Origin of the sequence: Thermoactinomyces sp. CICC 23799 (assembly GCF_016055145.1) — a bacterium.
In the GTDB taxonomy this organism is placed as follows: Bacteria; Bacillota; Bacilli; order Thermoactinomycetales; family Thermoactinomycetaceae; genus Thermoactinomyces; species Thermoactinomyces intermedius.
In genome coordinates, this window is record NZ_JAECVV010000007.1 from 207,705 (window position 1) to 227,952 (window position 20,248).

18 protein-coding genes, 1 tRNA gene, 1 rRNA gene and 1 other RNA gene are annotated in these 20,248 nt (G+C 47.6%); 5 read left to right on the forward strand and 16 right to left on the reverse strand.

The features are described from left to right. The 3 genes from I8U21_RS11170 to I8U21_RS11180 all read right to left on the reverse strand — a co-directional run bounded on the left by I8U21_RS11170 (window position 1) and on the right by I8U21_RS11180 (window position 2,793). Window positions 1-267, reverse strand: coding sequence for a PTS sugar transporter subunit IIB (locus I8U21_RS11170; RefSeq protein ID WP_198053926.1), 267 nt, complete (start codon window positions 265-267; stop codon window positions 1-3). Further along, window positions 264-2,318, reverse strand: a complete 2,055-nt coding sequence (locus I8U21_RS11175; RefSeq protein ID WP_181731443.1) for a BglG family transcription antiterminator — start codon at window positions 2,316-2,318, stop codon at window positions 264-266. Before I8U21_RS11175 ends, I8U21_RS11170 begins: the two co-directional genes overlap by 4 nt. A 97-nt stretch (window positions 2,319-2,415) precedes the next feature. After that, a complete protein-coding gene (locus I8U21_RS11180; RefSeq protein ID WP_198053927.1) occupies window positions 2,416-2,793 on the reverse strand; it encodes a DUF488 domain-containing protein in 378 nt (125 codons plus the stop codon). Between the two features lie 163 nt (window positions 2,794-2,956). Between I8U21_RS11180 and I8U21_RS11185 the strand changes: the two genes are divergently transcribed. From I8U21_RS11185 to I8U21_RS11200, 4 genes are all read left to right on the forward strand, one after another. After that, window positions 2,957-3,478: a nitroreductase family protein gene (locus tag I8U21_RS11185; RefSeq protein ID WP_198053928.1), complete on the forward strand. Its 522-nt coding sequence runs from the start codon at window positions 2,957-2,959 to the stop codon at window positions 3,476-3,478. A 351-nt stretch (window positions 3,479-3,829) separates the two neighbouring features. Further along, a complete protein-coding gene (locus tag I8U21_RS11190) occupies window positions 3,830-5,458 on the forward strand; it encodes a lactate permease LctP family transporter (protein ID WP_198053929.1) in 1,629 nt (542 codons plus the stop codon). Between the two features lie 29 nt (window positions 5,459-5,487). After that, entirely contained in the window at window positions 5,488-6,420 is a 933-nt protein-coding gene (locus tag I8U21_RS11195) for an L-lactate dehydrogenase (RefSeq protein WP_181731439.1), read from the forward strand. Window positions 6,421-6,802: 382 nt separating this feature from the next. Beyond that, window positions 6,803-7,855, forward strand: coding sequence for a DNA polymerase IV (locus tag I8U21_RS11200; protein WP_181731438.1), 1,053 nt, complete (start codon window positions 6,803-6,805; stop codon window positions 7,853-7,855). An 8-nt stretch (window positions 7,856-7,863) separates the two neighbouring features. Here I8U21_RS11200 and I8U21_RS11205 read toward each other — a convergent pair whose 3' ends face one another. The 6 genes from I8U21_RS11205 to I8U21_RS11230 all read right to left on the reverse strand — a co-directional run bounded on the left by I8U21_RS11205 (window position 7,864) and on the right by I8U21_RS11230 (window position 14,378). Next, window positions 7,864-8,922 (reverse strand): coiled-coil domain-containing protein, encoded by a 1,059-nt coding sequence (locus I8U21_RS11205; RefSeq protein WP_181731437.1) that lies wholly within the window; start codon window positions 8,920-8,922, stop codon window positions 7,864-7,866. 189 nt (window positions 8,923-9,111) lie between these two features. Next, a complete protein-coding gene (locus tag I8U21_RS11210) occupies window positions 9,112-10,617 on the reverse strand; it encodes a class I adenylate-forming enzyme family protein (protein WP_181731436.1) in 1,506 nt (501 codons plus the stop codon). 175 nt (window positions 10,618-10,792) lie between these two features. Then, window positions 10,793-11,455: a PAQR family membrane homeostasis protein TrhA gene (gene trhA, locus I8U21_RS11215; RefSeq protein ID WP_198053930.1), complete on the reverse strand. Its 663-nt coding sequence runs from the start codon at window positions 11,453-11,455 to the stop codon at window positions 10,793-10,795. 110 nt (window positions 11,456-11,565) lie between these two features. Then, window positions 11,566-12,144, reverse strand: a complete 579-nt coding sequence (locus I8U21_RS11220; RefSeq protein WP_269747554.1) for a non-oxidative hydroxyarylic acid decarboxylases subunit B — start codon at window positions 12,142-12,144, stop codon at window positions 11,566-11,568. Between the two features lie 128 nt (window positions 12,145-12,272). Then, window positions 12,273-13,493, reverse strand: a complete 1,221-nt coding sequence (locus tag I8U21_RS11225; RefSeq protein ID WP_198053931.1) for a DUF4309 domain-containing protein — start codon at window positions 13,491-13,493, stop codon at window positions 12,273-12,275. Window positions 13,494-13,799: 306 nt separating this feature from the next. Then, window positions 13,800-14,378 (reverse strand): hypothetical protein, encoded by a 579-nt coding sequence (locus I8U21_RS11230; RefSeq protein WP_198053932.1) that lies wholly within the window; start codon window positions 14,376-14,378, stop codon window positions 13,800-13,802. 176 nt (window positions 14,379-14,554) lie between these two features. Between I8U21_RS11230 and I8U21_RS11235 the strand changes: the two genes are divergently transcribed. After that, a complete protein-coding gene (locus I8U21_RS11235; protein ID WP_181731431.1) occupies window positions 14,555-14,926 on the forward strand; it encodes an iron chaperone in 372 nt (123 codons plus the stop codon). Between the two features lie 117 nt (window positions 14,927-15,043). On the opposite strand, the gene I8U21_RS11240 is transcribed toward I8U21_RS11235, so the two are convergent. From I8U21_RS11240 to rrf, 7 genes are all read right to left on the reverse strand, one after another. Then, a tRNA-Thr gene (locus I8U21_RS11240) sits at window positions 15,044-15,119 on the reverse strand. A gap of 15 nt (window positions 15,120-15,134) precedes the next feature. Beyond that, window positions 15,135-15,498, reverse strand: a transfer-messenger RNA (tmRNA) gene (gene ssrA / locus I8U21_RS11245). An 81-nt stretch (window positions 15,499-15,579) separates the two neighbouring features. Beyond that, window positions 15,580-16,047, reverse strand: a complete 468-nt coding sequence (gene smpB / locus I8U21_RS11250; protein WP_037996146.1) for an SsrA-binding protein SmpB — start codon at window positions 16,045-16,047, stop codon at window positions 15,580-15,582. A gap of 143 nt (window positions 16,048-16,190) precedes the next feature. Continuing rightward, complete coding sequence (gene rnr, locus I8U21_RS11255) at window positions 16,191-18,521, reverse strand: ribonuclease R (protein WP_181731430.1); 2,331 nt, start codon at window positions 18,519-18,521, stop codon at window positions 16,191-16,193. Window positions 18,522-18,564: 43 nt separating this feature from the next. Beyond that, window positions 18,565-19,335 (reverse strand): alpha/beta hydrolase, encoded by a 771-nt coding sequence (locus I8U21_RS11260; RefSeq protein WP_181731429.1) that lies wholly within the window; start codon window positions 19,333-19,335, stop codon window positions 18,565-18,567. A gap of 133 nt (window positions 19,336-19,468) precedes the next feature. After that, window positions 19,469-19,996, reverse strand: a complete 528-nt coding sequence (locus I8U21_RS11265; protein ID WP_181731428.1) for a DUF4309 domain-containing protein — start codon at window positions 19,994-19,996, stop codon at window positions 19,469-19,471. Window positions 19,997-20,153: 157 nt separating this feature from the next. Beyond that, window positions 20,154-20,248, reverse strand: a 5S ribosomal RNA gene (gene rrf / locus I8U21_RS11270); the annotation flags it as partial.

Genomic DNA, 20,248 nt, shown 5'->3' on the forward strand with positions numbered 1-20,248 from the left:
TCAATCGAGATAAGGAGCGATTTTGGTTTTGATTTCCTCGAGATTCATTACGTTTTCCAGCGCGACAATGTTGCGGGTGCCATCATCCAGTTGCGTAATGATATCCTGCGCTCCGATATAAAGATCGGCCTCTTCCGAGCGGGCCGTCGCCAGATCAGTATGCCCCACTTCCGCTTCTTTACCCAATTCATTCAATGCTTTTTTGACGTTCAGTTCCATGATAAAACTGCTGCCCAGTCCGTTTCCGCATACCACCAGGATTTTCATGATACGCCATCTCCTTTCGAATATTGGTGAATCATCTGCAAAACTTCTTCCGGGGTTTGTGCTTGGATGAGCTTCTCGATCTCCGCTTCATCGGATAACATTTCCGACAGTTGTGCAAGCGCCAGCAAATGGGATTCACTGTCCACCGCCGCCAGCACAAAGAGCAAATGCACCTTTTTCTGTTGCGGAAAAAGCACCCCTTCTTCCAATCGCAAAAAACTCATCGACAGTTGATGAACTCCGTCATCCGGCCGTGCATGAGGAATGGCCACTTTCGGTGCCAACACGACATAAGGTCCCAATTCATGAATCGAATCAATCATGGCTTGGACATATTGTTCTTTTACACAGCCTTTTTGGACCAGAGGCTTTGCAGCCAGCCGGATGGCGTCTTCCCATGAATCGGCCTTCTTGGCCAGTTGAATCGTCTGTTCGGTGATTAATTCGTTCAACATCGGTTTCTGACTCTCCTTTATTGATGAAGGAGCGAAATGGTTTTGCGCGAACAGCGAAGCCAATGCTTTGGACAAACCAGCCCGGTCATGAATGTCCGCGTACTGCTCAATGATGTTCAAGATCTGCTCCTCATTCGTGGAAAAACCGTAAATTTCCCTTGAAACTTCACTTCTTAAACGCATCTTTTCTTCCTGGGTCAGAATCGGCGGAATCAAAAACAATTTGGCCTGAGTCCGCAAGTACACCGTGGAAAAAACCAAGTCACACGGATAACGTTTGGAAAAGAACTCCCTCACTGTCACCGCATCCAAAAACAGGATATCCGGGAACAAATCCCTGAGACCGTGGGTCAGCAAATTGGAGATGGCAATGCCGTTAGGGCAAACCACCACCGCCTTAGGCCGGTTGGTCAATTCCAACCCCTGCCGCCGGAGCCAGCCCCCAAAATGCATGGTGAGGTAAGCCAATTCATCTTCCGGAACGGGTTTCCCCACTTTTTCTTCAAACGGAACAGCACATTTTTTCACTAGGAAATGGAGTGCTTCATGCTCTTCTAAAATAATGTTCTTTAAAGGGTTGGGCAGTGTCAGCCCGTATTTAATCCGGTAATAAGCCGGATCCAGATGCATGGCGATCATCGAAGCCAATTGTTCCTTTTCCGAGAAATAAAGGCATCCGATTTGCTCAAAACGCCTGATCATCTTTTCCGCCAATTCATGCATCGGCTGGTCCGCCTGAGAAAAAATGTTTCCCGACAGCAAAAGCAAAGCGATATAAGCTTGTTCCTGCCTGAAAACCGGATCGGAAAGCGGGATACGGAGCAACTTTTTCAGCAGATTTCCGGCTGCGGCAAATGCTTTTGTATTCGCGATTTCATCCCACTTTTCCGGCCATCGGACCCGGTGTCCCTCTTCGATCCTCCGGATTAAAAACATCAGCAAATACTTCAGCTGGTTCAAATGTTCATCCATATAACGGATATCCAGCCGCTGTTCCGTCTCTTCCAACTGATTTAACACCTGGTCACCGGAAACCCCCGTGTCCTGATCCAACACGGCGTTTAAAAGCATTTCGCCGTTGTCCCAGCGAATGCACTCGATCACAAGCCACCTTAACAAGTTCCTTTTTTTCCATTCCGGGCCGGCAAAACGATACCCGTCTGCCCGTGAATAGATTAAATTCACACCGGCTTTGCGGGCCTTTTTCCTCGCTTCTTTCAGATCGGCCAATGCCGTGTTCCGGCTCACGTCCAGTAAACCGGAGACATGGACGAGCGACCACGGTTCTCTTGCAATCAAAAGCGAGAGCAAGAGCATATTCACTCTTTCATTGCCGGTCCAAACATAATTTTTGTGTTCGACGGCATCCCATCTTTGCAAGTATTCCTCCAATGAAGAAGGGATGACAAATCCATGCTGCCGGACATACCGGATCGCCGGGAGGTTTTCTTCTTTCAACCAGGAATTGATCTTCTCCAAATCATAAGTGATCTGGCGCCGGGACAACCCCAGCCTTTCCTGCAATTGTCTCCATGAACTGCCCGGGCGGGATGCAATTTCACGAAGCAATCGAATACAGCGTTCATCGAGTTGCATGGATCATCCCTTTCTTTCTTCAGTATAAGGAAAAAACGCGGGAAAGAGAAAACGTTTTCATCCCAATTTTTGTCCAACCTCTTTGTACAAATTTGGGTTATGGGTTGTCCAAATATTGCTGTTTCACCCATTCCCGCAGAACTGCGGCATGGTTGTGGATCGGATCTTTGGCTGCGTAAAGGAGGGTGACATGATCTTCTTGCAAATACCGGCAAATCCGCTCCACCCATTGTCTGCGTCCGGGATCGGCCGCCAACTCCTTCCGGTAAAGCACACGAAACTGCTCAAACCGATCCGACCGGTGGCCAAACCATCGGCGCAACTCCGAACTCGGTGCAATCTCTTTCATCCATTCATCCAAACGGGCTTGCTCTTTTTTGACTCCGCGGGGCCACAAGCGATCAACCAAAATCCGTTTCCCATCTTCGCGGGCAGGCGGTTCATAGATCCGTTTCATTTTCAATTGATAAACCATTTCCGGCCCTCCTCCTGTTTTCAAATTATTATACCAATCCGTCAAGATCCGATTCCGGCTAAAATGTTCGTCGATTTGACGTGGAATCGCTTTGGCTGTACATTGAAAGGGAAAACAATAAATATCCATCCAAATACACGGATTTAGAGAAAGGGGCATCGCCATGGATGTACTGTCTGCCATCAAAAAGCGACGCGAAATCACAAAATTCAGACCGGATCCCATTCCCGGAGAAGCCATGAACACTTTGCTTCAATCGCTGTATTTGGCCCCGAGCGGCAATAATTTGCCTTCCCGTGAATTTATTGTGATCCAAAACAAAGAAACATTGGCGGCATTGGCTGAAACCACTCCTTATATGAAATGGCTTCAACAAGCATCAGCCGGAATCGCCATCATTTCCAATCCGAAGATCAGCAAATATTGGTTGCAAGACGCCTCCATCGCCGGGGGATACTTATGGCTTACTGCCGCGTCCCTGGGGCTCGGAGCGGCTTGGGGAGCGGTTTATCATTCCGAGGATGAAGCGGAATCGAAAAAAAGAGAGGATTATGCCCGCAAACATTTGAAAATCCCCGGCGATTACCGTGTTGTTGCCATTTTGGGACTGGGTTATCCCGCCCATGAACCGCCGGCCAAAGAAATGATTCCCATGGAACAGGTACTCCATCATGAAACATTTTAACAGGAACATGAAAAAGCCCGGTGGCGGGCTTTTTATTTTGGTTCCCTTTCTGACTTCTTCGGGTAAGTTAATGTTCATTATTTCACAAAAAATCATTGTTCAATCACACTACAAACATTGTAATTACAAGGTTTTTGAAGGAGAAAATCTAAGCCCCTCGCTTCTTAATGCGAAAGTTTTCACATTATGTCCATTTCTTTTCCCATCTTCCGGAAGTATACTGTAGGTGATGGATCCATCATCCCATGAAACAGTCACCAGCAGGCCGTTGGAATAAAATTGATTTTCTTTGGAAACCATTCATTATTGTATGGAAAACCAGGCCACTTTGACTGGAACGAGGTGTTCCCCATGAATCTGTGGACCCAAACTTATCATCCATTTGATAGCCCTTGGCTGTCGGCGCTGATTGCCGCCGTTCCTATCGCCTTCTTTGTGATATCTCTCACAATGTTACGCTTAAAAGGCCACATTGCGGCTGTATATACCACCTTGATTGCGTTGATGATTGCAATCCTTTTCTATCACATGCCTGTCCAGATGGCTGCCGGCGCCGCCGGTTTTGGCTTTGCATACGGGTTGTGGCCGATTGCCTGGATTGTCATCACCGCCGTCTTGCTGTACAAAATCACGGTCAAGACCGGCCAATTCGATGTCATCCGGTCCAGCATCATCGCCATTTCCCAAGACCAGCGTCTGCAACTGTTGCTGATCGGTTTTTCCTTCAACGCGTTTTTGGAAGGAGCCGCCGGGTTCGGGGTTCCGATTGCCATCTCCGCTGCACTGTTGGTGCAACTCGGTTTCAAACCTTTGCAGGCCGCTTCTCTCTGCCTGATTGCCAATGCGGCCTCCGGGGCTTATGGAGCCATCGGAATTCCGGTGATTGTCGCCGGTCAGGTATCCGGCATCGACAAAATGACGCTCTCCAAAATTCTCGGCATCCAATTGCCTGTCATCTCTTTCCTTGTCCCGTTTCTGATGGTGTGGATGATCGATCGCTTCCGGGGGATCAAAGAAACCTTTCCGGCACTGATGGCCGTGGCCGGCTCCTACACACTTACACAATATCTGACCGTGACGTGGATCGGCCCGGAACTGGCCAATATCACTTCATCGCTCATCAGCATGGGGGCGTTAGTTCTCTTGTCGAGACATTGGAAACCGAAAAAAACATTTCAACTCCAACATGGGGTGCCATCCGCACCGCCGAAGCAGGTCACCCTTTTGGAAGTGGTCAAAGCATGGTCGCCGTTTTACATCTTAACAGGAATCATCGGACTGTGGAGCAGCCATGGTTTTAAGCAATTATTTGATCCCGGCGGGCCGCTGGCTTTTCTGACCACGTATCTGAACATTCCCGGATTGCATCAAAAGATTCTCATCGCACCGCCCATTGCAGAAAAATTGACTCCTTATGATGCCATCTTAAAACTGGATTGGATCTCTTCCACCGGAACCGCCATTTTCTTCTCCGTCCTTTTGACCCTTTGGTTGTTCAGGGTGGATCTGAAAACGACGATTCAACTGGTCAAGGAAACATGGTCGGAACTGTGGAAACCGGTGATCACGATTGGTTTTGTGCTTTCCTTTGCATATGTCGCCAATTATTCAGGCATCTCCTCCACCTTGGGGTTAACCCTTGCCAAAACCGGCGGGCTCTTCCCGTTTTTCTCACCGGTTTTGGGATGGCTCGGCGTTTTCCTGACCGGGTCGGTCGTTGCAAACAACGCCCTGTTTGCCAACTTGCAACTGGTGACCGCACAACAAATCGGGGCATCCCCGGCGTGGTTGGTCGCCGCAAACACCAGCGGGGGGGTGATCGGAAAACTGTTGAGTCCGCAATCCGTGGCCATTGCCACAGCAGCTGTCGGCAAAGCGGGACAGGAATCCGATTTGTTCCGCAAGTCGTTAAAAGTCAGCCTTTCCTTCCTGCTGCTGACTTGTATCTTTATCTACCTTTTGAGCTTTCTGTTCCACTAAGCTGAAACAGAAGTGGGGAGTGTTGTACGATGAAAAGAAAAATCGCTTTGATCGGGACCGGATTTGTCGGATCCAGCTATGCTTTTGCGGTGTTGAATCAAGGATTGGCCAATGAACTGGTCCTGATTGACATCAACAAGAAAAAGGCGGAAGGGGATGCGATGGATTTAAACCACGCTTCTCCCTTCGGATCACGCATTTGTGTCCGGGCCGGAGATTATGAGGACTGTCACGATGCCGATCTGGTCGTCATAACCGCCGGGGCTAACCAAAAGCCGGGAGAAACCCGTCTAGATTTGGTCTCTAAGAATGCAAAGATCTTTCAAACCATCGTTGCAGAAGTGATGAAAAGCGGTTTTGACGGCCTGTTTCTGGTCGCCACCAATCCCGTTGACATCCTGTCCTTTCTCACCATGAAATATTCCGGGTTCCCGGCTCACCGCGTCATCGGATCGGGAACTATTCTGGATACGGCACGCTTCCGCTATTTGCTCGGCGAAGCTTACCAAGTCAACCCGCAAAACGTGCACGCCTATATCATTGGCGAACACGGCGACACGGAACTTCCGGTTTGGAGCCATGCCTATATCGGCACCCGTCCGGTCTCCGATTATTTGAAAGAAGGAAAAGGCCCGGACAAAGAGCAGTTGGATCAACTGTTCACCCAAGTGCGGGATGCCGCATACCAGATCATTGATCTGAAAGGGGCCACCTACTACGCGATCGCCATGGGGCTGGTGCGTTTGACGCAAGCCATCTTCCGAGATGAAAATGCAATCCTGACCGTCTCCACGCTTCTGAAAGGAGAATACGGGCTGAAAGACATCTGTTTGGGAGTCCCGGCTGTCATTAACCGCTCCGGGGTTCGCGAAGTCATCGAACTCAATCTCACGGAAGAAGAACGAAAAAAATTGCATCATTCCGCTCATACCCTGACCCGACAACTGCAATCCCTGAAGTAATTCCCACCTTTGACCTGACCACCTCCAAATCCTGATGAAAAGCCTGTGTCCCTTTTTGGGGCACAGGCTTTCCCCTCACTCATGACCTTGGTCAAGACATGCTGAACACGGTGATCAAAGAAAAAGCGACGGCAGTGAATTTTCTCATCCAATCCCTCCAGACGGAATTTTTAAAATTCACAAACAAAAATTTTATCAAAACCCCAAACTACAAGAAACCTTTTTATCGGATGATTTTAAATTTTCCATTGTTTTGAAATGATGACTGCTCATGTCTTTTGGTATAATAACCATGACAAAACACCGGGAAAACAACACGAATGGCAGACGAGAAACCCTTTTGATTTCATTCACTGCGGTTTGCACAGAAGGTGAAAGCACCATGAAAAAAATCTTGCATCTGGATTTGGATGCCTTTTTTGCCAGCGTGGAACAACTGGATTACCCTGAACTGCGGGGAAAACCCGTCATTGTCGGCGGACTGAAGAGCCGCGGTGTGGTTTCCACCTGCAGCTATGAAGCCAGGAAATACGGCATCCACTCGGCCATGCCGACCGCCAAAGCCCGGAAACTGTGTCCAAAAGGCATTTTCTTGCCGGTAAGGTATGAACGCTACCGGGAAAAATCCCGTCAAGTACGGAACATCTACACCGAATACAGCGACCGCTTCGAAACCGTCGGATTGGATGAAGCCTATCTGGATGTCTCCCATTATGACAATGCCGTTCCCGTCGCACGCGAAATCAAGCGGCGTATCCGGGAGGAAACCGGGCTTACATGCAGCATCGGCCTTTCCTACAACAAATCCATGGCCAAAATTGCCAGTGACTTAAAAAAGCCGGATGCCTTTGTCATCATACGGCCCGGACAAGCCATGGCGGTGTTAAAAGATTTGCCGATCGGCGCTTTGCACGGGATCGGAAAAAAATCACAAAAGCGTTTGCGCGCCATGGGAGTGGAAACGGTCCGTGATTTCTGGCGCTTGTCTTTGGAAGAAGTGACGGCGATGTTTGGCAAGTTTGGGCATGATTTATATTACCGCGCCCGCGGACAGGATGACCGCGATATAGTCACCGATCGTTCCCCGAAATCCCACGGCCGGGAAATCACCTTGCCTTCAGACTTGTATGACAGGGAGGAAATCTCCCGGATCGCCCACGGCCTTCTCGCGGAGACCGAGCAAAAACTGAAAAAGAAAAAAATCCGGCCGCAAACCCTCACCCTGAAAATCAAATACGCTGATTTTACAATGCATTCCAAGCAACGAACAACAAAACCGGGCGCCGACTGGTCCAAAGTTTTGGAGGAGTTGCTGGATGCCTTTGATTATACAGCCGGCGTCCGGTTGGTCGGGGTGTCGCTGTCCAATTTTGTTGAGCCGTCTTCCGATATGTATGAACAACTAGTATTGCCTTTGGGGGAGGAATGGGTTTAAGTCCGGTTTTATTTTGAATGATTTTTCTCTGACACGAGGGCGGCGATTTTATCGAAGGTTTTGGACTCATTGGAACTGGAAACCATTTGGATCCCCATTTCCTGAATGCGCTTATAGGCTTCATCCAGCTTGTTCTGCAGTTCGGAAATCGTTTCGTGGGATGCTTGCAGTTGCTTTTTGAGGTTTTCGCATTCGGTTTCAAGGATCTTTTTGTCCGCTTCCACTTCTTTTTTGAAGGCGGCTTCGCGGATGGCCAATACTTTTTTCATCTCTGCGTCCGCTTTTTCCTTCGCTTCTTTTTTCACTTCCGCGATTTTGTCCGGGATGGAAGCCACTTCCTCTTCCAACTCTTTCATTTTCTCTTCCCGTTTCACGAGCTTTTCTTCACGTTCATCCAATTGGGCTTTATAAGCGTCCAGTTCTTTCGTCGTTTTTTCGACTTCCGCTTCAAACTCTTTCCGCTTGCTCGCCAGTTCATCTTCCAACTGGTCATATGATTGTTTTTTCTGGCGGGCAAATTCGTATTTGAATTCTTCTTCGCCTCTTTTTTTCTGCAATTCCAATGCTTCTTTTTGCTCTTTCAGCATAGTTTGGTACTCTTTGCGTGCAATCTCGATTTGCTTTTTGATCTCTTCCAGTTCGTTGGTCGCCTTTTCCTTCTCTTCGGCCAATTCTTTCTCTTGGGATAATTTCAGTTCCTGATGAGCATTGACCAATCCCGCAAGGGTGTGCGCCTGTTTCTCGATATCAAACAGTTCTTTGAGTTCGGCTTCTTTGATGGCAATGGCTTCTTTGACCGTCTGCAGGTTCTTGGTCTGTTCTTTTAAATCACTGTCGATTTTCGTCAGCAGCTGAACAACGGATTTGGATAAATCAGTGATTTTTCCCTCGATGTTTCCTTCCATCAATCGATCGGCTTTGTTGGTGATTTCGGCTTCTTTCTTCTTTTTCGCCTCTTTGGCTGCATCCAATTTTCCTTTTTCCAGTTCCGCAATTTTCTTTTCTGCTTCACGAAGCGCTTTTAAAATGGTCGCTTTTGTATCTCTTTCAGTGATTTTCTTGCTCATGATTGCTCCCCTTTTTTCCAGTGATGATAATTCTATTTTAAAGTACGAACATATGTTTGTAAAGTCTTTTCTTTAAAATTTATTTCCTAAAAAATAGATCTATTATTTTGAATATTCCTCCCTTGCAGGACACTTCTCCTGAAAAACATTCAAGGACGGTTAACCCGATCAGATAACCGTCCTTGGAGGTTAATTGGCACGGGAAGCATACTCACGCAATACATATTTTAAAACTTTCCCCATGCTGTTTTTGGGAAGCTCCTCGATAAACTCCACATCGATCAACTTGTAATCCGCCAGGTTTTCACGCGCATGACGAATCACTTCGTCCTTGGTGATATCATGGCCTTCCGCTTTCACAATGTATGCCCGGGGCAATTCTCCCCAAACCGGATGCTTGACCCCCACGACGGCCACCTCCGCGATTCCTTCCATTTGCAGAAGCACGGCTTCCACTTGGGCCGGGAACACTTTTTCCCCGCCACAAACGATCATGTCGCGGAGACGGTCGATCACATACAAATACCCTTCTTCATCCATCCGTCCCAAATCTTGCGTGTGGTACCATCCGTTCTTCAATACCTTTGCCGTTTCCTCCGGATTATTCCAATAGCCGGCAAACACCTGATCCCCGCGCACCAAGATTTCCCCGATTTCTCCGGGAGCACACTCCACCCCTGTCAACGGATCGATGATTTTGATTTCCGTCAGGTATAATCCTTTCCCGACAGAATGACAGCGGTTGATGTCCATCTCCGGCAAGAAATAGGTGGCGGCACCAGTGAATTCGGTGGCTCCGTAAACCTGGATCACGGCAAATCCCAAATCGTGAAAAGCCTTGATGTAATTTTCCGGCACCAAGGAACCGCCGCAAACAATTCCTCGCAAAGAAAAAATGTCCCTATCGATAGTCTTCAACATTTCCAACATAAAGGGCAACATCGACGGCACCGACATCATCCCGGTGATCTTCTCTTCATCAATCAGGTTCCACAGTTGGGAAGGAGTAAAATTGGATGCGATCACCAAGGCCATTCCCCGGATCAGTGAATTGATGATAAACATCATGCCGCTGATATGAAAAAGCGGTGTCACAAACAAAAAACGGTCGGCCTTGCGAAGATCCAACGTGTTCACATTGGCCAATCCCGCCGCATACACATTGGCGTGTGTACTGATCACCCCTTTGGGGTTTCCGGTGGTTCCGGAAGTGTAAATAATGGTGGCAATATCGTTTTTATGGACTTCCACGTTGGGTTCTTCATCCGATTCAGTATAAAAAATGCTGTTGAATTGCTCCGACGCCCGTTCACCTTGAAAAACGCAGATCACTTTCTCCACACAATCCGGAAGCATCTCCAGGCTGTCTTTGAAATCCTCATCATATAATAAAACCTTGGCTTGACAGTCTTTTAAAATATACTGAACCTCAACCGGTTTTAACCGGCAATTCACAGGAACCGTAACCGCGCCGATTTTGGCTGCCGCTAAGTATATGATCGGAAATGCGTATGTATTTTTACAAAGCATGGCAACACGGTCTCCATGTTTCACGTTGAGACTCAGCAAATAATTGGCCAGCTGGTTCACTTTCTGCTTGTATTCGCGGAAAGTAAGGCGCTCGCCGTTATAAATGAGTGCTTCCAAGTGCGGGGACAGTTCCGCCCGGCTGTTCAGCAAATCACCAATCACCATGTCTTTTCGCCTCCTTTATTAACATTTAAAACAAATAATATATTCTTTTATTTTGCTATACAATTATAATATAAAAATAATGGCGTTTTTGAAGCAGGAACTTGCCGCTTTCCGAGAAGAAAAGCTGACCGGCAAGTCCGAACGGAACCTGCCGGTCAGCCAAACTCCACCGGAATCATGCATTTCCCAATCCGATCGGCAAAATGTATATCACCATCATTGCAAAATGAACAACGGTGCCGGCCATAATAAACAAGTGAAATATTTCATGAAAACCCAATTTGCCCGGAAAGAAATCCGGCCATTTGGTCGCATAGATGACAGCTCCGACGGTATAAAACACCCCTCCCAAAATCATCAACAAGATCGCACCGGTTGGCAGGGCATGAACCAATTTAACAAACGGAACCACGGCGATCCATCCCAAAGTCAGGTAAAATGTAGTCGAAACATAACGCGGAACGTGCATGAAAAACAGCTTCAGTACGATGCCGAGAACCGACAATCCCCATACACAGCTAAGCATCACCCATTGAAAAGTTCCGTCCAGGCCATAATAAAAGACCGGAGTGTACGAACCGGCGATCAACAAATAAATGGCGCAATGGTCCATTTTCCTGAAGATCAATTCTTTTTCGGGAGTCGTCACAACCCAATGGTACAAAGAACTGGCGCCATACAGCAAAATCACACTTACACCGTAAATCGTCATCGTCACCAGCGTCGAGGGATCGGGCCAACTGATACCGATCAGGAAAAAAAGCCCGATGACAGCCGCCAAAAACGTAATGAAATGCGTCCAGGTATTGACGGGTTCCCTCATTTTAAAAAATTTCATTCAAAAACCTCCGGTCTTTTCGTAAGGATAAACATGTTTCTCTTCATTTTACCATGAATGAACCCGGCTTTGGGAAAAAATAAAAAAGCCCGGCCTTCTTCCTCCAGGCTTCAGCTTCGGTCTTTTCCCGTTTCAATCCCCTGCCAGCGTCTGACTTTTCTCACCTCGATCCCGAATTGATCCAACGTGCGCACGACCACATGATCCACAATATCATCGATCGTTTGCGGATGGTTGTAAAATGCCGGTACCGGCGGCAAAATCGTTGCACCCATGCGCGACAGGGCCAGCATGTTTTCCAAGTGAATGTCATTCAGTGGCATTTCCCGGGTTAATAAGACCAATTTCTTCCGTTCCTTTAAAACCACGTCCGCCGCCCGGGTCACCAGATTGTCCGCAAGCCCGGCCCGGATCGAGGCCAATGTTTTCATACTGCAAGGTGCAATCACCATCCCATCGACACGAAAAGAACCGCTGGAAACCGATGCGGCCAGATTTTGTGATGAATGGCAGACTGTCGCCAACGCTTCCACTTGCGGAACCGTGTAATCCGTTTCCAATTCAATGTTCGCTCTTCCCCATTTGGATAAAATCAAATGGGTTTCCGTACCCGTTTCCCGCAAAAATTCCAACAATCGGATCCCGAAGATGGCTCCGGTCGCACCTGTGATTCCAACGACTAAACGCAAACAAAGTTCCCCCTCTGATGCATCCTGCAATTTGACTTCATCCATATGTATTGTAACAAATAAACGGCCCCGCTTCACCGCCGTGACAAAAGCCCTGCATACATCCGGTGCAGGGCTTTTTTGTCCGGTCATTTTTTTTGCGGTAACAAAAAGCCGAATTCTTCATCATACAAGCCATCTTTAAAAAGCCACACATAATCGATTTTGCCTTCTTCATCGAAGAACAGTTGAATTTTGTTCCCGTTGATTTGATAAGTTAAACTCTCAATCTCAACCCCGAAGTCGACGGCCGGTTTTTTCTTCGGAACCGGCTTGCCAAAAACCAGAATAATGTCATCTTTTGTCACCGGTATGGAATTTTCAAATTCCCGGACAGATATGGATGTTAAAACGTCATTATAAAATTTAAGCTGTATTTCCCTGTCTTTAAATTGATAGCTCAATAACTTTTCCTTATTTTGTTGGTTCACCTTTTTATGAAATAAATTATTCATATAAGTCCCGCATTTTCCGGTTAAAACATCATGATAAGCGGTCCCCAGCGGTCCGCAATCATAATTACCCAAATCGCCCCGGCTGATCCAATCATGCAATTGTTTGGCCGTCTTCACGCCACCGTCAGCGGAAATTTTCTTTGCTTGCTCAACCGGATGAACTTCCGTTTTCAACTGTGTACGCGGAGAACCGGTATAGCCGTACTTTTCTGTGGTCTCCAGATTGATATTTTCCAGTTTCCCTGTTTGTTTGTTAAAATTTAACATCAAGTCATAGACGGATAAATGATATTTATAATAAACCGTATCCGATCTCAAATTCGATTGATTCTCCGTCGTTTCAACGGGCGTCCCAAAGACCCGTTTCATTTCATCCACAGACAATGATTCCTTCGCATCATACATCACCTTGATCGCCTTCAACCGGTCATTTTCAAAGTCGAGGGTAACCAACCTGTGCCCATACTGATAGTACAAACTTGTCACAGTCGAGCTGACATCGTAAGAGTCTGACCGCGCAACCGGTTCTCCGCAGCGATTGAGTACATCGGTGATGCCGGAACCCAACGCGCCGCATTCGTACTCCGGCATGTTCCCTTCGGAAGCTAATCGCTTCAAGCTTTCCATGTAGGTTTCTTTCTTTTCGCCTTCAAACAAACTGCGCACCCACTCATTGGTCTCATCTTCATAAGCGGCGAGAACAACCGTGAGGATCACCGGAATCAAAACCACGCTGAGAAAAGAAGACACCAGGCGTATAATCTTTCTCTTTCGTCTTCGTCTGACTACATTTAAATCCTCAACAGTCACAGGATCAATTTCATTCCCCATATGCTCTCTTTCTCTCTTATCCATTCCTTTCCCACGCACTCCTCAATTTTTTTAAATAACAGATTTATTAAAACAAATTCATTTTAACATGCTTCCATCACATGATGTTAACAATCTTGTGTCATCTGCTTCGTACAAAAAAAACTCCTTCCATCGAGGAGACATCCTTGGTTCTGATGCTTTTTCATCACCCGGAGCAGGTGTCACAACCGGTTCCATGATCAAAACTTTTTCCACGATCTCTTGCGGGGAAAGTTCCGGACCATTCCAATAAATCAACCTCTCACTGACATCATCTTGCCGGACAGAAGACCGTCATTTGACCGGCTTTTACTCCAGAAGAGACCACCAATTCCCAATGCACTCACCAGGCAGGAATGCATTTAATTTTTCTTTCATTTCTTGCAAGATCTTTGGGGATATCTCCCCGTTTTCGTCCACAAACCGCCCATGATACGTTAAATAACAAATCTCACACAGCACAACCAACGCCTTGATCCACCCTTTCAAATCAGGGGATAGTCTTTTTAATGTAATATCTCTTTGGTCATGTCGCGCATAATACACACCTTTGGATTTCATGTCGTAGATCAAAGGATCGAGACCTTTGTCTGCAATCACAATCCAATCGATTTTCCACTCCGGATCCCTTTTCATATTTTGCAGATCGTGGCTGAAATTCATCTGCAAATCCATCAGTTCCTCCGGACCGTACAATTGAACCGGATTTCCGCCAAAATCCAGCTCTCCCATCCGCGGGGCACATTCCCTGTACCAACCCGCCAGTTCTTCATCCAACCCCAACGCCTCTCGAAGCTCCCGGACAACCGTTTCATCCGTGGAGCCGACAAGCCAATCCGCACGTTTCCATGGTGGTTTTCCATTGCTCAAAAACCGGTTGCATACCACAATCTCCCATCTTTTTTTGATGATCAGGTATATGTCGTAATCCGTTTCATAACAAACGCGTCAAAGTTTTTCCCGATGAAAAGAGAATCCACCAACCACCAACTTGTTTAATTCAAGTGACCTTAAGAAAAGGATAAAATAAAATACGTATCTTTTTTCTCAAGGAGGCATGGAACATGGAAGTTTTTAGTGAATTTACAGCGGGAATAGCGGATCCGTCACACCGGGCCAGAGTGGAAGAAGTTCTCTCTTGGGTAAAAAAGAAATACCCAAACTTACAACCGGTAATCAAATGGAACCAACCGATGTTTACGGATCACGGAACTTTTATTATCGGTTTCAGCGTCGCGAAAAAACATCTTGCCGTTGCACCGGAAAAGGTTGCGATCGAACATGCCAAAGAAGAAATTGACAAAGCCGGCTATGACTATACCAAAAAGTTGATCCGCATCCCGTGGGATCGTCCGGTGGATTACGCTCTGCTTGAGAAGATCATCGAATTTAATCTTTCGGACAAAGCGGACTGCACCACTTTTTGGCGAAAATAAACAAAAATGGCGGGTGTGTCATGACAGGTTGGTCACTCAGCGCTTCTTCCACTTTCCATTCTCCCCACCCCACCACTTTAAAATCAAAAAACCCCTGCATTCCGCAGAGGTTTGATCTGGTGCTGGAGACAGGATTCGAACCTGCGACCCCTTCATTACGAGTGAAGTGCTCTGCCAGCTGAGCTACTCCAGCATGGTATTTCATTTTTGGTGGAGGCGAGCGGAGTCGAACCGCTGTCCGAAGACATCGCCACGCCAGCTTCTCCGAGCGCAGTCACTGTATTGAAGTTTCGCCTTCCATACTGCCCAGTGACAGGCGTTATGAAAGACTAGCCACTCAAGTTTCGCTTTCCGATCAGTGGCCGATCGGTCAGCTAGCCTGCTTGGTTATGAGACCCGGCAACTCCACACAGGCGATGGAGAAGCGGATCCTGGCTGGTTTAATTAAGCAGCCAGAGCGTAGTTTTCTTGTTTGCCAGTTACATTTGGCATTTGCGTTTTTAACGAGTTCGCAACCCCTCGGCTCGCTACTGACGCTCGATCTGTCCCCGTCGAATCCCAAGAACGCCCCCGAGATTCTGAGGAAATATCGAGCAATCTTTTCGCTACAGTTATAGATTATAACATCATATAGAAAATCATGCAAGCATTTTTTAACGATAATTTTGTTCCTTGAGTTTGCGTTCGATCATGCGCTCTGCATCCCGTTTGGCGGCGGTTGCCCGTTTATCGTACAGCTTTTTCCCGCGGGCGAGTCCCAACTGCAATTTGGCAAAACCGTTTCGCAAATGAATGTCAAGCGGAACCAACGTTAACCCCTTCGTCTTGATCAAGCCGTACAATTTGTCAATCTCTTTTTTGTGCATCAGTAATTTCCGGGTCCGGGTGGGATCCACATTAAACCGGTTTCCCTGTTCAAACGGGCTGATGTGCATGCCAATCACAAAGGCTTCGCCGTTTTCTATCCGCGCATAGGCATCGCGCAAATTGACACTGCCTTTGCGGACCGACTTGATTTCTGTTCCGGTGAGAACGATGCCGGCTTCATATTGTTCTTTGATTTCATAATCATGAAATGCTTTTTTGTTTTTGGCAATCACCTTGACGCCTTTGTTTTTCATCGTTTTCACCTCGCCCCGGTTCTCCTGATAAATGAATAGCAGATTTTATTCTAACAATAAATGTTTTGTCAAGTCAATCATTTTTTCCGGTCCGTTCCAAAAGCGAAGGAAAACTCCTTCGCTTTTGGGCGGAGGGCATTTTCTTATTTTTTCTTTGCTTTATTGCGGTATTTTTTCTTTTTCTTCTTCTTTTTCTTGTGCTGCTTTTGTTCTTTGGCTTTTGCTTGGAAGGCACCGCGGTCCACTTCATAATACTTGCCTTTTTTTCCGCGCTTGTTCTCTTTTTCCCCGGATGCTTTTTTGGCTTTGATTTTCTTCCCTTTCTTTTTCAAAACCACGCCGTCGCCAGGGAAATGTTCCAACAGTTCAAAGTCGATTTTACGCTCATCAATGTTGACCCCGCTCACTTTGATCCGCACTTTGTCCCCGATGCGCATGATCCGGCCGGTCCGTTCGCCGATCAAGGAATAAGAACTTTCATCATAATGGTAATAATCATCTGTCAGGTAACTGACGTGCACCAGCCCTTCCACGGTGTTGGGCAGTTCCACAAAGATCCCGAACGAGGTCACACTGCTGATGATTCCTTCATACTCATCCCCGATCTTATCCATCATAAACTCGGCGATTTTCAAATCCTGGCTTTCTCTTTCGGCATCCACGGCGATGCGTTCGCGGATGGAAGATTGTTGGGCTGCGTCCGGGAGGATTTCGTTTAATTCGTCAATCCGCTCCACCGACAAGCTTCCTTGGGTCAACACTTCGCGGATGATCCGGTGAATCAAAAGATCCGGGTACCGGCGTATCGGCGACGTGAAATGACTGTAGAAAGGAGCCGCCAGACCAAAGTGGCCGATGCATTCCGCGGCATACTTGGCCTGTTTCATCGAACGCAACATGACGGTACTGATGACATGCTCTTCCCGTTTTCCCCGGATCTTCTCCAGCAAGGATTGGAGCGCATGCGGTTTGACCTGATCGGGGCGCCCTTTGACCGAGTAACCAAAGCTGGTGATAAATTCATAAAAAGCTTTCAGTTTCTCGGCATCCGGGTTTTCATGAATCCGGTACACGAACGGAACTTCCAAGCGGTAAAAATGCTCGGCCACGGTTTCATTGGCCTTCAGCATGAATTCTTCGATCAGTTGCTCGGCGATGGTCCGGGGACGCTTGACAATGTCCACCGGTTCTCCTTTTTCATTGATGATTACTTTTGCTTCCGCAAAGTTAAAATCGATGGCTCCCCGTTGCAACCGTTTTTGGCGAAGGGTTTTCGCAAGATCAGCCATCAGGCGGAAATCATCCACCAAAGGCCGGTACCGCTCGATCAGTTCCGTGTCTTCATCCACGACAATTTTTTTGACATCGCTGTAGGTCATGCGCTCATTGGTCCGGATCACGCTGGGATAGATGTCATAATCCACCACATTGCCTTCGGGGTCAATCTCCATGTCACACGTCATGGTCAGACGGTCCACTTTGGGATTCAAACTGCAGATGCCATTGGACAAACGTTTGGGAAGCATGGGAATCACCCGGTCCACCAAGTAAACACTGCATCCCCGTTCATAAGCTTCCCGGTCCAAAGCAGAACCCTCTTTGACGTAGTAACTCACGTCGGCAATATGAACACCCAGACGGACATTGCCGTTTTCCAGACGTTCCACTGAAACGGCATCATCCAAATCCTTGGCATCTTCCCCGTCAATGGTCACCATGGTGCGCCCGCGCAAGTCGCGCCTTCCCTTGATTTCTTCTTCGCTGATTTCCCCGGGAATTTGCTCTGCTTCGGCCAGCACTTCTTCGGGGAATTTTTCCGGCAAACCATGTTTTCGGATGATTGACAGAATGTCGACTCCCGGATCATCCTTATGCCCGAGAATCTCGATGATTTCCCCTTCCGCGCTGTGGCGCCCGGTAATCTGGTGCAGTTTGACGACCACCTTCTGCCCGTCCCTGGCGTTCATCTGCAACTCGTGAGCGATGAAAATATCGGCCGGAATCCGTTTATCATCCGGAATCACAAAGCCGAAATGGGAGGACAAGCGGCGGAACGTTCCGACAATGCGGTCCCGTCCCCGTTTCAACACACGGACAATTTCCCCTTCCGGCCGCCGGTGGTCCGATTTTCTTTTATGAATGCGCACCAGCACCAGATCGCCATCCAACGCGCCGTTCATATCGTTGAGATGGACGTAAATATCATCCTGATGGGCCGCATCGGGAATGACAAAACCAAATCCTTTGGATGTTCCCTGCAAAGTGCCGCGCACCAGGTTGAACCGCTCCGGGACACCGTACCGTTTGGCCCGGGTTTGCACAATTTTTCCATCTTCTTCCATTTGCTGAAGCAGTTTGACAAACGCTTCCCGTTCTTCTTCCCCGATGCCGAACACTTCGATCAGTTCTTCCAGCATCAGCGGCTTATAAGCTTGTTCCAACATAAAACGCCGAATCTCTTGTTCTGTGATCATACTTCATCTGCGGTGGGGAATTCCCCGCGACAGATGCTTCACCTCACTTCTTATCGTTCATGGATGTTAAAGACACGTCCCTGATAAAGTCATCCACTTCATGAAATAGTTTTTTTCTCTCTTTGTCCAACGTGATGATGTGGGAAGATTTCTCATACCAGGACAAATGTTTGTGCCTGGATGAAATGGTCTCATAAATATATTTGGCACTTCGTGACCGGATGGTTTCATCTTGCCGCGATTGAATAATCAAAGCCGGAACTTCCACTTTGGGCAGATTTCGTTTTAACCGGCGAAGCAATTTCATCAGTTCCCCGACACTTTTGACGGGAGTCCGGTCAAACGGCACCAGATACGCATCCACTTCCGGATCGGGATGGTTTCCTTTGGGTTTAAACCGGTAAAAACGGTAAGCAAACCCGGCCAAAACCGCCCGCCGGTCCCGGACCCACACCGGAGCACACATGGGAATGACCCCGTCCATCGGCTTTTCGGCGGCAAGAAGCAGCGACAGGACGCCTCCCATCGATAAACCGGCCACAAACAAATGATCCAAGTCCGCTTTCGAGCGGATGGTATCATAAGCATCCAATGCACTTTGCCACCAGTCCCGCCACCCGGTTTTCTCCAAATCTTCAGGTGTTTTGCCATGTCCGGCCAACAAAGGCGCATAAACGGTGTAACCTTTCTCCTTGAAAAAGTCTCCCATGGGCCGCATTTCAGACGGCGTCCCGGTAAAACCATGTATCAATAGGATGCCCGTTTTTCCCCCGGAATAAAAAAAAGGTTCAGGTGAACGTTGTACCACTTTCATGACTGTGCATCCCCTTGGTTCGGATTTTATTTTTTAATATTCTAACCATAGCACACCCGGTGAAAAAATGGAAAGAAGACCGACTGCAATTTGCCATAAAAAAATCCATCCGAAGATGGACTTTTCCAAAGGATTATGGAGTCTGTTCCGTCACATAATACAGATAAACCTTTGACGTTTGCCCTTCCATGGGGACATTTAACACAAACGTGATTTCGTGGCCATTGTTGAGCGAATAGGTGACATAATAATCTCCTTCCGCTTCCACAAACCGGTCTGCTTTCCCCAACGTGTCGAGCAATTCTTCCAATGTGATCTTTTGCAGAGCGGGATCAAAGTCTTCAATCCATGTGACAGGGTTGCCCTTTTGATCGGGATCATAAATAAAGCGGATGTTCCGGTCCCAATAGTTGGCCGCCACACCGGAATCGTCATCCGGCTCGCCCCACCACTGCTGCACCTCGTCCAGCAAACTGCCCACCTGAAAAGGACCGCTGTTTAAGGTTTTCTTTTCTTGCGCCAGCCACATGATATGCTCCAAGTACACGTCTGCGTCATTGTCCGCGGACGCCGCCGCCCCGGCCGGCGACAAGGGAAGCGCAAAAACAGCAAGAAGCCCCGCGATGAATGCAAAAGTCAAAAGACGAAAATTTCTTTTCATGGAAATCCTCTCCTTCCGGCCGCAAATGACCTCTTCTGATTCCATTATACGAAGAAAAACCGGAACATCCTATAGAAAATTCATATAAATCCTTCATTTTTTCAACCCTTGTAAAAACAACAAAAAAACCACGACGTACAAACGTCGTGGTTTTTTTGCCTGGCAACGACCTACTCTCCCAGGGGTCATCCCCAAGTACCATCGGCGCTGGAGGGCTTAACTTCCGTGTTCGGGATGGGAACGGGTGGATCC

What these genes read in the sequence shown, in the direction of transcription:
- I8U21_RS11185 (WP_198053928.1), top strand. Translation starts at nt 2,957, where the DNA reads ATGGATGTACTGTCTGCCATCAAAAAGCGACGCGAAATCACAAAATTC.
- I8U21_RS11225 (WP_198053931.1), bottom strand. Translation starts at nt 13,493, where the DNA reads ATGGATAAGAGAGAAAGAGAGCATATGGGGAATGAAATTGATCCTGTG.
- I8U21_RS11235 (WP_181731431.1), top strand. Translation starts at nt 14,555, where the DNA reads ATGGAAGTTTTTAGTGAATTTACAGCGGGAATAGCGGATCCGTCACAC.
- smpB (WP_037996146.1), bottom strand. Translation starts at nt 16,047, where the DNA reads ATGAAAAACAAAGGCGTCAAGGTGATTGCCAAAAACAAAAAAGCATTT.
- I8U21_RS11265 (WP_181731428.1), bottom strand. Translation starts at nt 19,996, where the DNA reads ATGAAAAGAAATTTTCGTCTTTTGACTTTTGCATTCATCGCGGGGCTT.
- I8U21_RS11180 (WP_198053927.1), bottom strand. Translation starts at nt 2,793, where the DNA reads ATGGTTTATCAATTGAAAATGAAACGGATCTATGAACCGCCTGCCCGC.
- I8U21_RS11205 (WP_181731437.1), bottom strand. Translation starts at nt 8,922, where the DNA reads ATGAGCAAGAAAATCACTGAAAGAGATACAAAAGCGACCATTTTAAAA.
- I8U21_RS11195 (WP_181731439.1), top strand. Translation starts at nt 5,488, where the DNA reads ATGAAAAGAAAAATCGCTTTGATCGGGACCGGATTTGTCGGATCCAGC.
- rnr (WP_181731430.1), bottom strand. Translation starts at nt 18,521, where the DNA reads ATGATCACAGAACAAGAGATTCGGCGTTTTATGTTGGAACAAGCTTAT.
- I8U21_RS11200 (WP_181731438.1), top strand. Translation starts at nt 6,803, where the DNA reads ATGAAAAAAATCTTGCATCTGGATTTGGATGCCTTTTTTGCCAGCGTG.
- I8U21_RS11175 (WP_181731443.1), bottom strand. Translation starts at nt 2,318, where the DNA reads ATGCAACTCGATGAACGCTGTATTCGATTGCTTCGTGAAATTGCATCC.
- I8U21_RS11190 (WP_198053929.1), top strand. Translation starts at nt 3,830, where the DNA reads ATGAATCTGTGGACCCAAACTTATCATCCATTTGATAGCCCTTGGCTG.
- I8U21_RS11170 (WP_198053926.1), bottom strand. Translation starts at nt 267, where the DNA reads ATGAAAATCCTGGTGGTATGCGGAAACGGACTGGGCAGCAGTTTTATC.
- trhA (WP_198053930.1), bottom strand. Translation starts at nt 11,455, where the DNA reads ATGAAATTTTTTAAAATGAGGGAACCCGTCAATACCTGGACGCATTTC.
- I8U21_RS11260 (WP_181731429.1), bottom strand. Translation starts at nt 19,335, where the DNA reads ATGAAAGTGGTACAACGTTCACCTGAACCTTTTTTTTATTCCGGGGGA.
- I8U21_RS11210 (WP_181731436.1), bottom strand. Translation starts at nt 10,617, where the DNA reads ATGGTGATTGGTGATTTGCTGAACAGCCGGGCGGAACTGTCCCCGCAC.